Genomic DNA, 12,378 nt, shown 5'->3' with positions numbered 1-12,378 from the left:
GCTCTTTTTTTGTTTACTAAAGTCCATTATGTCGTTGAACGAGGTGAACAGACCGCAGGAAACTCATCGCAGATAAATATTGTTAGATAAGAAAAGTTGCCGATTGGTTCTTAGTTAGGTGCGGAAGTGATTAACGCCAAGCTTGTGGAAGTTCATTTTCTTTGTCTTAGCCACAAAGAAAACGAACCAAAAGAAAAGGCCAAGTCAAAGCGATGCTTCCGCCTTCCCTGCCGGTTCTTAACGTTTTTCGCCGCATGCGCGGACTTCGAAGCTAAACCGACATTCCCGCCATACTCCCGGCCCGCCCGCTTTGACGTTTAGGCCCGCGCTTTTGAAAAAAGAAATATTTTTAAAATTCATTAATTCGGTAAATTCAGGTTCAGACAAATAGCAAATACATGTCGGCGATTAGATGCTTCGCTATCGCTCAGCATGACAAATTGGAATTTTTGCGTTAGGGATAGCAGTGGAAACCCCGGAATGTAAGGCTGCTTCTATCAGCAGCCTGGAATGAGGAGTTGCAACGCATAGCCCGGGCAGCAGGCAACGCCCGTGTTTAAGATTAGTGATTGATTAGTTTAAAACAAATCTCTGCAAGGAAACAGTTCACTCTAAACTCTAAACCATTTGTAACACAATAACACTCAACTACGTCTTAGCAACAATAAAACCCAAACCCTATCAATAACGATTCTAAATAATATATATCCCTCGTAATAAACTTATTTAGCTTTGCGTTTTGTATTTTTGTAATCTGTAATACAGGAAAATATCAATTAATGAAGAAAAGCTCAATTATAGGTATCGTTGTTATTGCTATCGCCATCGCGGTTATTATCAGCACCTATTCAAATACAAGTACATACGGTTCTTTTAACGATGCAAAATCCACCAAAAGTGAATTGCACGTAGTTGGCCGTTTAAACAAAACCAAAGAATTGTTTTACGATGCCACCAAGGATGCCAACTATTTCTCTTTTTACATGAAAGATAATAAAGGCGAGGAGTGCAAGGTGGTTTATAGTGGTACCAAGCCTGAGGATTTTGAGCGTTCGGAGCAGATAGTGCTTACCGGTAAAATGACCGGTGGAGAGTTCCATGCTTCTAAGATACTGATGAAATGCCCGTCGAAATACCAGGACGGCAAACTGAATGTTAGCGAAGTGAGCGCCAAAAAGAGCGCCAGTATATAATCAAATTTAATGGATACAGTTTTTAAAGGCGAACACCTGTTACCCGGGCAGTTAGGCCAGTTTTTTGTCGTACTTGCATTTGGTGCAGCCCTTTTTTCTTTTATCTGTTATTTCTTCGCTACGCAGGAAACTGTTGCCAAAAGCGATAACTCGTGGCTGCGCCTTGGCCGCATAGGCTACTGGTTAAACACCGTGGCCATCATAGGCATGGGTGTTTGTTTGTTCTACATCCTTTACAATCATTATTTCGAATACCATTACGCATGGTCGTACACCTCTAAAGAACTGCCTGTTTACTACCTCATCTCGGGTTTTTGGAACGGGCAAGAGGGCGGGTTTTTACTGTGGATGTTTTGGGAAGCGGTATTGGGTAATATCCTGATCTGGAAAGCAAAATCATGGGAGAAACCGGTGATGACAACGCTTGCCTTATCGCAGGTGGTGTTGGGCACCATGATATTAGGCCTGCAAATTGGCAGTGCGCACATTGGCAGTTCGCCTTTTATGTTGCTGCGCAGTTCAGGCATCGAAGGTCCTATTTTCCAAAATCCAAACTATCTCGATTTTATAAAAGACGGCAAAGGCATGAACCCTTCGCTGCAAAACTACTGGATGATCATCCACCCGCCAACGCTGTTCTTAGGGTCGGCATCATTGGTTGTGCCATTTGCTTTCGCGGTGGCCGGCTTATGGAAAAGGCGCTACAAGGAATGGGTGCAGCCTGCTATCCCATACGCTTTGTTCTCTAGTATGGTATTGGGCACGGGCGTTATCATGGGTTCGTTCTGGGCCTACGAGTCGTTAAACTTTGGTGGCTTTTGGGCTTGGGACCCTGTAGAGAACGCTTCTATTTTCCCGTGGCTGATACTGGTTGCCGCTTTACACGTGATGATCGTTTATAAAAACACCGGTCACTCGTACTTTACGGCTACATTTTTAACGCTTGTTGCATTTGTGCTGGTTTGGTATTCATCGTTCCTGGCCAGGAGTGGGGTACTGGGCGAATCTTCCGTACACGCCTTTACCGATCTTGGCCTGTTCTGGCAACTGGTTATTGGCATATTGGTGTTTTTTGCTATTACGGTTTATTTACTAATTAGCCGCTTTAAAGAAATGCCTATAACCAAACAGGATGAAGAGACCTATTCTCGCGAGTTCTGGATGTTTGTTGGTGCTATATTTCTTTGCTTGTCGTGTTTCCACTTGGTTCTGGTAACCTCTATACCGGTTTGGAACCTGGCGTTTGGTACTAAAATGGCGCCACCGACTGATCCTGTTAAACACTATAATTTTATCCAGGCATTGTTCGCGGTCATCATCGCCTTACTAAGCGGCTTTGCCCAGTTCCTGAAATATAAAAAGACCGGCACTACCCGTTTCTTCATCACCACGCTGGTATACTTTGGCTTTGCCGCGCTTATAACCGCATTAGTTGTTTACGCTACGGGCTTTTACAAGCTGCATTTTTTGTTCATCATTGTGATGCTTTGCTCTATCTACACTATTGTAAGCAACGGTAAAATTTTAGCAGATGCTGTAAAAGGCAAGTTTAAGTTGGCTGGTTCGGCAGTGGCGCACATTGGTTTCGGCTTGTTACTGGTTGGTGCATTGATATCCGCAGGTACAAAAAAGGTGGTTTCAGAAAACCTGACTGGTGAACAGTACAGCGCAGACTTTGTGAAAGACGAAAACCCTAAAGAGAATATTCTGCTTTACAAGAACGAGCCGCTTAAAATGGGAGATTATATGGTAACTTTTACCAGCGATACCATTGAGGGCGCAAGCCATTTCTTTAACATCAATTACAAACGCGTTAAAGACGGCAAAACAACCGAAAGTTTTGTATTAAGGCCGAATGTTATACAGGCGCAGGGCGGTATGTCGTCAACTCCGGATACCAAACATTATCCGTTCCATGACTTGTACACCCACATCACCATGACTAACGTGATCACCACCGGGCCAAAAGAAGAAGAGGGTCAGCATGGCGATAATACCGACGATAAGAAATACGATGCCCCTGTAACCCACGAAATTGCCGTTGGCGATACCATGGCCTACCGCGACGGGATCATCGTTTTAAAAGGCTTAAACAATAACGTAAAACTGCAAAATATCCCCATTACCAATAAAGACATAGCCGTAGGCGCGCAACTGGAAATTACCACACACGGTAAAAAATACCAAAGTGAACCTGTTTACATGATAAAAGGCCGCGCCGTGTTTGATTTTGGCAAGAAGATAGAAGATGCAGGTTTAAAACTACGCTTTACCAAAATAATCCCGGGCAAAACCCTGGCAGATGGTAAGGTGGAGATCACCGTTTACCAGCAGCCGGAAAGCAAAAAGAAATTCATTGTAATGAAAGCTATCGAGTTCCCATACATCAACTTGCTGTGGGCAGGTACCATCATTATGGTCATCGGTTTCTTTATGTCGATATTGAGGAGGAATAAAGAGGTGAAGATTGTTTAGACCCCCGGCCTCAGTTAGCTAACGGAGGAATAGGATATTAATAAGCCACAGAGATATTCTGTGGCTTATTTGTTTTTGCCAACTGTATTCAAGGGGGCGCGAAGTATCGCGCCTCCACATTATATTTTTCGTAGAGACGCGATACTTCGCGTCTTTTTTTTCCGCGCGTCGTTTGTAAGAGGCAATCTCTTTGCTATACAGGGTCGCTCTGCCTCTGTAGTGATTGCTTCGTACTTTGCAATGACGGTTTGGGTTTGATATTATAACTAAAATTTATTAATTTACACCAATGTGGATACCGAAAATTAAAGGAATAATCGACCGGCGCATGCTGGTTAACTTTACGGTTGACCCGGAGGTTGCGGAGAAAGTTATTCCCTGCCCGTTCAAGCCAAAGTTAGTTGCAGGTAAGGCCATTGCAGGGATCTGCCTCATTAGGTTAAAGGACGTACGGATCAAAGGACTGCCGGTTATATTTGGTATGGGGTCGGAGAATGGCGCCCACCGTTTTGCTGTGGAATGGATGGAAGACGGTGTGCTAAAGGAAGGCGTTTATATTCCCCGCAGGGATACTTCATCGCTTTTTAATACGATAACAGGGGGCAGGGTTTTCCCGGGTAAACATTACCGTGCTAAGTTTAATGTGCAGGAAAAGGATGGTAATTACCAAGTAGCTTTCAATAGTTCTGACGGTACAACCATCAGCGTAGATGCAAAATTGACCGACCAGTTGAACAGTACTTCGGTATTTAATGACATGGACGAGGTATCAGCATTCTTCAAAGGCGGGGCATTGGGCTATTCGCCAAATGGCAATAAGTTAGAGGGCTTGCTGTTGAATACCTATAAATGGGAAATGAGCCCGCTTGAAGTAAGCAATGTAAAGTCCAGCTTTTTTGAAGATGAAACGATATTTCCCAAAGGTTCTGTAACGTTCGACAATGCTTTACTGATGACCGATATTGAGCATGAATGGTCGTCGGTAGCGAATAAAGTTTGCTGTTAATTTTAAACTATTGTCATGGTGAGCCTGTCGAACCATTAGCAAAGTGCACAAGTCTTCGACAGGCTCATACAGACAATTGAGATTTTTGTATGCAAGGGGGCGTGCAGTATCCCGCCTCTAAATTATATTTTTCGTAGAGACGCGATACTTCACGTCTTTTTGAATCCAACTCACCTTCTTCTCTCCACATCCCTTTAACTTTTCCACAATTCCCTTATTCCGCGGGCAATGGATTAAATTAGCAGATTATTAAAACAGGACATACCCTTGGCTAAGACCGAAACCAAAGAAACCCCCTTAATGCAGCAATACAACGCCATAAAGGCTAAGTACCCCGGTGCTTTGCTGCTGTTCCGCGTGGGCGATTTTTACGAAACCTTTGGGGCCGATGCCATCAAAGCCTCGGGCATTTTAGGCATCACGCTCACCCGCAGGGCCAATGGTGCCGCAACGTATATCGAGCTGGCGGGGTTCCCGCATCATTCGCTGGATACCTACTTGTCAAAACTGGTGCGTGCAGGCCAGCGGGTTGCCATTTGCGATCAGCTGGAAGACCCTAAAACCACCAAGACCATCGTTAAACGCGGCGTTACCGAACTGGTTACCCCCGGCGTTGCCACCAGCGATAATATCCTGCATCAAAAAAGCAACAATTACCTTGCTTCGCTGTATTTTGAGAAGAACAGCATTGGTATAGCACTGATAGATATATCAACAGGCGAGTTCCTGACCGCGCAGGGCAGCACAAGTTACATTGATAAGCTGCTGCAAAGCTATGCACCCAGCGAGATCATTTTCCCAAAAAGCCGTCAGCAGGATTTTAAAGACGCCTATGGCGACCGCTTTTACACTTACACCCTCGACGATTGGCCCTACAGCGGCGATTACGCGCAGGAAACTTTGCTAAAGCATTTCGGTGTAAAGTCACTAAAAGGTTTTGGTATTGAAAAACTGAGCCTGGGCATTGTAGCTGCGGGTGTAGCGCTGCATTATTTGAATGAGACCGAACACCGCAACCTACAGCATATTTCGGCCATTGGCCGGATAGAAGAAGACCGGTACCTATGGTTGGACAGGTTCAGTATCCGCAACCTGGAGTTGGTGGGCTCGAGCAACGAGAACGCGCTAACTTTGGTTGATGTATTAGACCATACCTGCTCGCCCATGGGCGCAAGGATGCTGCGCCGCTGGATTGTGATGCCGCTTAAAGAAATTAAGCCTATACAAGACCGCCTTGGCGTTGTGGAATACCTGATAGCCCAGGAAGAACTGCGCGAAACCCTGCAAAATCAGATTCGCCAGATAGGCGACCTGGAAAGGTTGATTTCTAAGATAGGCCTGCAAAAAGCTAATCCGCGCGAGGTTTGCCAATTGAAGAAGGCTTTGGTAGCTATCGAGAGTATTAAGAAACTTACTATGGAATCGGCAAGTGAGCCCATGAAGGCCATTGGCGAGCAGCTAAACCCGTGTACCTCTATATCAGAAAAAATAGCCCGCGAATTACACCCCGAGCCACCCGTTATGATGGTAAAAGGTTCGGTAATGAATGAGGGCATCAACGAGGAGCTTGACCGCCTTCGTAAGATCGCTTTTGGTGGTAAAGGTTATTTGTTAGAGATCCAAAAACGTGAGGCTGAGGCTACCGGCATCCCATCGCTGAAAGTTTCGTTCAATAATGTGTTTGGCTATTATTTAGAAGTGACGCATAGTCACCGCGAGAAGGTGCCAACGGAGTGGATCCGCAAGCAAACGCTGGTGAACGCCGAGCGCTACATTACCCCCGAACTGAAAGAATACGAGGAGCAGATATTAGGCGCCGAAGAAAAGATATTGGTGCTGGAAACCAAACTTTACAACGACCTGCTGTACGCCCTTGCAGAATATATTAAGCCCATCCAATTGAACGCTATCCTGATAGCCCGCCTGGATGTGCTGCTGAATTTTGCTACCATATCCATCAAAAACTACTACGTTAAACCGGATGTGAACGAAAGCCGTGTGCTGGATATAAAAGGCGGCCGCCACCCGGTGATAGAAAAGAATTTACCATTGGGCGAGGAATACATTACCAATGATGTTTTCCTGGATTCGGATTTCCAGCAGATCATCATCATTACCGGCCCCAATATGGCGGGTAAGTCGGCATTGCTAAGGCAAACCGGCCTTATCGTATTAATGGCGCAGATGGGTTGTTTTGTGCCTGCCAAAGCGGCGTCGGTTGGTTTGGTAGATAAGATATTTACCCGTGTAGGCGCATCAGATAACGTGTCCTCGGGCGAGTCTACCTTTATGGTGGAGATGAACGAAACCGCCAGTATCCTCAATAACCTCAGCGACCGCAGTTTGATACTGCTGGATGAGATAGGCCGTGGTACTTCCACTTATGACGGGATCTCTATCGCCTGGTCCATAGGCGAGTACCTGCACAATCACCCAACTGCAAAGGCGAAAACACTGTTTGCAACCCACTACCACGAGTTAAATGAGTTGAGTAACAGCTTTAATCGCATCAAAAACTTCAATGTTTCGGTTAAGGAAGTTGGGCAGCAGATCATCTTCCTGCGTAAACTGGTACCTGGTGGCAGTGAGCATAGTTTCGGGATCCATGTAGCTAAACTGGCCGGGATGCCGCAAAAGGTTTTGAGTCGAGCCAATGAGATCCTCAAAAAACTGGAAAACGAACGCACCGGTGGCGAACATATCAAAGAAAGCATCCGCAAGGTGCAGAAGCAAGCCGTACAGATGCAGATGTTCTCAATAGATGATCCGGTATTAGTAAAAATCCGCGATACGCTGAACAACCTCGATGTTAATACCCTAACCCCGGTAGAGGCTTTGATGAAGCTGGATGAGATCCAAAGGGTAATAAAGGGGTAGAGCCCCTCTAATCCCCCGTAAGGGGAAACTTTAATAGTAAGCCCTCCCTTCCGGGTAGGGTTTAAATGGGGCTTGTTAATATGTTTATAAATCCCCATGCAACATTTTATTGTTAACAGATATCTTTAGATCATGCTAATACCTCGCCATTTACGCCTGTTATTATTTTTTGCTGCAGCGATCCTGCTATCCGCTTGTCACTCAAAAAAACTGACGGTTAGGAATAACGTCGATTTTTCCCCAAACGGCATCCCGGTTAGGCGTGGCCCTTACGTAATGGTAAAGCCGGATAAAGAAATAGCTAAAAAGTATTCGGCATTAATGGGGATAAAGCGTAACGAGATCCAAAACGGCCGTTTGTATAGCTTTATAGATGAATGGTATGGCACACCGTACCGTTTTGGCGGGATGGATAAAGATGGTGTGGATTGCTCTGGATTAGTTTTTCTACTTCAACTACAGGTATATGACCAACCACTGCCACGCACCTGCGCCCAGCAAGTAAACGTTGTAAAACGCAAATACGAAGAGGAATTAAAAGAGGGCGACCTGGTTTTCTTCGACTTTGACGGCAAGCAATATAGCCATGTAGGCGTGTACCTGCAAAACGGTTATTTTGTACATGCCAGCACCCGCAAAGGTGTAATGGTAGCCAGGCTGCATGATAATGGCATCTATAAATTCTTTTCGCGCGGCGGTTCAATCAGCGATGCTACTTCGGCGCAGGCAAATTAATAACCATTGCTTAACTATTATTGGTATTTTTGTGCCGATGGATGATCCTAAAAACGACTATTCTTTCTGGACTAAATATAAGCGTTACGCCGGTACCGAGATCCTGTTGTATGTGATCATGATCGTTGGTATCATACTCGGTATTATCATATTTAGTTAATTAGTTTTAACCAATACCATATTATAATTGTCGGCTTCGGTAATTTGCTGGTAAAAGGCCACCAGGCCGGGGTAGGTATCTTTACTGTAGGTGCCGTCTATCAGTTCAACACGGCGTTTAAATGTTAATTTACCATCGGCAAAAACACTGCTCATCTTAAACTTACCAAAGGGTTTGCTCATGCTTACATCAATCGGCTCCATATCCGGTTTGTAACCTGCAGGCAGGGTGTAAACAATTTCATCCTCATCCACATAACCACGATTGATGTAAACCGGGTTTGTACGGTTCCGCACATCGCGGATGCTGCTGCTGCGGTTTAGCGGGTTAAGCGAAAAGTAAAGCTTGCCATTATCGCGCGAGGCAAACTCGTAGGCGTTAAATACCAGGCTTTCGGTTGCTATCGGCAGTTCCTTTTTATCCTGTTTAATTTCCAACTTTTCTACATTAAGATTGTTAATGTGCGCATACATTTTTTGGATAATTTTCACCTGCTCTTTCAAAGGCTCGTCAACCAGGCTTTCGGGGTTATCATACTGGGTGCCTTTATAAACCGTGTTTATGCTGCCGCTCAGTTCACCATCGGCTGCTATTACCAGGTTGGCCTTACGGGTTTGCAGGTTGTCCGCAGCGGTGTATTTTGGGGTATGCAAAAGCTTGCCACCTTCGGGTGTGCAGGCCAGTACGGTACGGTCGTCGGTAAAATCACTTAAGAAACCAAAGGGGATCTTTTGACTGGTGCACTCTAAAAAGGTAGTATCGTTTTTTATAGGCAGGCAAAGTATCACATGGTTGCCCTGGCCCATGCTGGCAAAATCATCAAGCATGCTTGTTTTGGCGTTACCGCCCTCTACCACGCAATACCACGATGGGATATCCGCGGCCTTTAATAATGCCTGGGTATAATTAACCAATGCTTTACAATCGCCATAGCTCAACCTATCTACATCGCTTGCCAAAAACGGCTGGTAGCCGCCAATACCTACCTGTACGCTAATATAACGGGTTTTGCCCTGCATGTACTCGTAGATCTTTTTGGCCTTCTGTTTTATATCGATAATGCCATTCGTTAATTCTTTTATTTGTGCAATGGTAGCGGGGGGAAGGGCCTGCCTGTTAGCTAATAACTTATCATAATTCCATCTGCCCAACTCATTCCAATTATTGAAACTGCCGCTGATGCCCGCGTAAACAAAATGTTTAGGTGCTATTTTAACCGTGCTTAAGTAAGTATCTTTAATAGGGCTGTAAGGTTCGCTTCGTGCCGCTTTTAGGTTACTTAATTGCCAGGTACGGGTTTTAAGGCCCTCTTTAGTGTAGCCGGCAACCATCTTAGCCGGCATGTTTATTTCTTTATATCTGATGTCGAAATCGGGCTTGCAGGCAAACGTGTAAGAGCTTTTCTCTACGGCTAAGCCCGGGTATAGGTTGGGTTTCCAATCCCTTATATTTAACGTTTGCCTCGATCTAAGGTCATACTCATATTCTATGGTGTACGGGTACGATCCTATCGACGGGATGTAATGTTTCACCCGCGAATCTTCAAATAAAGAGAAATCATTAGAAGCATCCTGGTCCTCAAAGTTCTTTTCAGAAAACTTGCTGCTCAGCTTTCCAAATTCATCATAAACCGCCCCCTTAATGCCCTTTATAACGTTGCTTTTATCATGCCAAACCACAATATGGGCAAGGTCGTCGCCATTTTTGTTCAGTACAGTAATGGCTTTTTTGATATGGTATAGCGTATTACCGCCATCTACCTGGGTGTAAACGCTTTCATCGCGCACAACGGCGCTTGAATAAGGCAGCAGCTCTTTAGGGATCCTGCTTACCTCATAATTTGCCTGGGCATTCGCGCACGCGGCTGTACCCAAAATTAAAAACAGGGTTAAAAACTTTTTCATCACTTTTTCCTGATTACTATCTCGGTTTTCTCCGATGCTATTATTTTATTGTAAAATTCTTTCAGGTAAGGGTACTCCTCTGGCGCGTAAACAGATTTTGTGAACTGGATCACGTTTGAGTAAGTGAACGTATCGCCGGCGCCACTAAATTCTGTTAAAAACTTGCCGCCTTTGTTTGGTAAGGCCACACCGGCTGGTTGCGGCGAACTTTCAATGGCGTACCCGGCAGGCAGGTGCATAGTTAAGGTGTACCTGTCGTTTGATGATACGCCCCAGTCTACAGGGTAGGTGCGCTCCTGCAGTTTAAAGGGGTTAGTGGTATGCCTTTCAAACAAAACAGGGTTAAACGCCATGCGGTTGTGGTTAAGGTTGTCAAATACATCAATCTCAACCTCGTAAACTTCGCACAACGGTACATCCAGGCTATCTACATTGCTAATGGTCGATTTCAAGATCTTCGTCTTAACCAGCTTCTCGTCAAGGTTTTCTACATACTCATCAACGGTATTGAATTTTTTGATCTCCTTGCGTTTATTAAAGGCCGCATAACCCATGGAGTAGGTGGTGATGGTGCCCTTAAGCTTGCCATTGGGCTGTAGGGTAAATTCTAAATTACTGGCAGTGTTTTGTGTTTGTTTAGCAACAAGGTCTATCCAGTACGATGGCTTATCGAGGCTCATTACCCGCCCCTGGTCGTTAAGGCATTTTATAGGCAGCATACCAAAAGGCAGTGTAGGGTCGGTAGCATCAAGCAGAAAGGTATCCGTGCCTATCGTGGTTTTGGCAATAACGTAATTAAATTCACTCTCTACAGGGTAAAGCCTGTTTACCAAGCCGTTAACACGGGTTGATAGTAGTACCGCATCTGTTTTGATCCCTGCCGAATTTAAGGCGGCTACCAATGCTAAATTTATATCGGCCACATCGCCGGTGTGTTTATCAAGCGCCTTTTTAACACCGTCGCTGCCGCGCGAATTGATCTCGTTCCATTTAATGTTTTTTTGTATGTAGCGATAGACGGCCACGGCTTTATCTATTTCGGTAGTTTTACCTGCTATTACCGGGGCTATATACGGGTTTAGCAGGTTCTTTTTTATTTGCGAACCAAAGTAATCGGCATGTTTAAAGTTGTAGTCTATATCCTTCCATTCTTTGGTTTCTTTATTTTTAACATTGGTATAAGGGTTTGTCCATTCCTCCAGGTTAAAATATATGGCCGAAAGGAAATTTTTTGACGACGTCATATAATCCTCTTTAATAAACGCCGGTATATCGGCCATGCCGTATGTTAAGTACGAGCAATCGCACTTTGAACCATGGCTGCTAAAGCACTCTTTTTCAACATCGGCCTTGCTTTTAGTAAGTTTTAACGGCCCGCGAATCATGGCGTTAAATGTCCAAAAAGCTGGGATATGCACTTCATATTGCGAATTTACTTTCGGGATATCATCCTGAAACTCCCAGGCCGGCATCCTGCCAAAACCTTGCAGTAATTTAGTGTATTTGTATTCAACTATACAGCCTGCGCTCAGGTTAGGCATGGCAAATTTGATCGTTTTCCAATACTTGTTTTCGGTTGTGGTGTATATTTTTGATGGTTCAAGTTCGGTAATTTTTATCCCGCCACTTTCATCAATATAAGTGGTTGTACCTTTAACGTCTATAACTTCGTCATGTGTATCCTGGCTATCATAGAACGAGATAGCTACGGTGCCTTTGCCGAAACCTTTAGTATCCAGTATTTTTATTTTGGTGTGATATTTAAAAAAGGTTTTAATGTGGTCGTCGCCGGCGATATCTATCCGGGATGAGCCGAATTCGTTTAGCACTACGGCGTGGGCGGATGTATCGTTCTTGTAGTTTTTAAGGTGCATTTCATCCACGGTGAATTTACCGAAGGGGAAATCCTGTGCAGATGCCAGCGTGGTAAAAGAAATGAATACCAGCAGGTTAAGTAAAAATTTATTCATGTAGTTTAGGTTGAGATTTATTGATTTGAAAATATGAAAATATCCTGACATTTTACAC

The 12,378-nt window shown here is 44.6% G+C and carries 8 protein-coding genes; 6 read left to right on the top strand and 2 right to left on the bottom strand.

The features are described 5' to 3' along the window. Nucleotides 1–779: 779 nt before the first annotated feature. The 6 genes from NAF17_RS07230 (at nucleotide 780) to NAF17_RS18080 (ending at nucleotide 8,446) form a co-directional block, all read left to right on the top strand. Nucleotides 780–1,193 (top strand): cytochrome c maturation protein CcmE domain-containing protein, encoded by a 414-nt coding sequence (locus NAF17_RS07230; RefSeq protein ID WP_252757311.1) that lies wholly within the window; start codon nucleotides 780–782, stop codon nucleotides 1,191–1,193. A 9-nt stretch (nucleotides 1,194–1,202) separates the two neighbouring features. Continuing rightward, on the top strand, nucleotides 1,203–3,668 hold the full coding sequence (gene ccsA / locus NAF17_RS07225; protein ID WP_252757310.1) for a cytochrome c biogenesis protein CcsA: 2,466 nt from the start codon (nucleotides 1,203–1,205) through the stop codon (nucleotides 3,666–3,668). 289 nt (nucleotides 3,669–3,957) lie between these two features. Then, the gene (locus NAF17_RS07220) at nucleotides 3,958–4,674 is read left to right on the top strand and encodes a DUF2071 domain-containing protein (RefSeq protein ID WP_252757309.1); all 717 of its coding nucleotides are present in this window, start codon (nucleotides 3,958–3,960) and stop codon (nucleotides 4,672–4,674) included. Nucleotides 4,675–4,941: 267 nt separating this feature from the next. Then, nucleotides 4,942–7,551 (top strand): DNA mismatch repair protein MutS, encoded by a 2,610-nt coding sequence (gene mutS, locus NAF17_RS07215; protein ID WP_252757308.1) that lies wholly within the window; start codon nucleotides 4,942–4,944, stop codon nucleotides 7,549–7,551. Between the two features lie 132 nt (nucleotides 7,552–7,683). Continuing rightward, nucleotides 7,684–8,286: a C40 family peptidase gene (locus NAF17_RS07210; RefSeq protein ID WP_252757307.1), complete on the top strand. Its 603-nt coding sequence runs from the start codon at nucleotides 7,684–7,686 to the stop codon at nucleotides 8,284–8,286. A 37-nt stretch (nucleotides 8,287–8,323) separates the two neighbouring features. Beyond that, the gene (locus NAF17_RS18080; protein WP_256474436.1) at nucleotides 8,324–8,446 is read left to right on the top strand and encodes a hypothetical protein; all 123 of its coding nucleotides are present in this window, start codon (nucleotides 8,324–8,326) and stop codon (nucleotides 8,444–8,446) included. Here the strand turns inward: NAF17_RS18080 and NAF17_RS07205 are convergent. Continuing rightward, complete coding sequence (locus tag NAF17_RS07205) at nucleotides 8,443–10,350, bottom strand: DUF3858 domain-containing protein (protein WP_252757306.1); 1,908 nt, start codon at nucleotides 10,348–10,350, stop codon at nucleotides 8,443–8,445. The genes NAF17_RS18080 and NAF17_RS07205 overlap by 4 nt on opposite strands. Then, on the bottom strand, nucleotides 10,350–12,320 hold the full coding sequence (locus tag NAF17_RS07200; RefSeq protein ID WP_252757305.1) for a transglutaminase family protein: 1,971 nt from the start codon (nucleotides 12,318–12,320) through the stop codon (nucleotides 10,350–10,352). The genes NAF17_RS07205 and NAF17_RS07200 overlap by 1 nt, the downstream gene beginning before the upstream one ends. Nucleotides 12,321–12,378: the final 58 nt, after the last annotated feature.

This window comes from Mucilaginibacter aurantiaciroseus (genome assembly GCF_024055595.1).
Lineage (GTDB): Bacteria > Bacteroidota > Bacteroidia > Sphingobacteriales > Sphingobacteriaceae > Mucilaginibacter > Mucilaginibacter aurantiaciroseus.
Note: the sequence above shows the minus strand (reverse complement) of the source record. Positions and strands in the feature narration are given on the sequence as shown.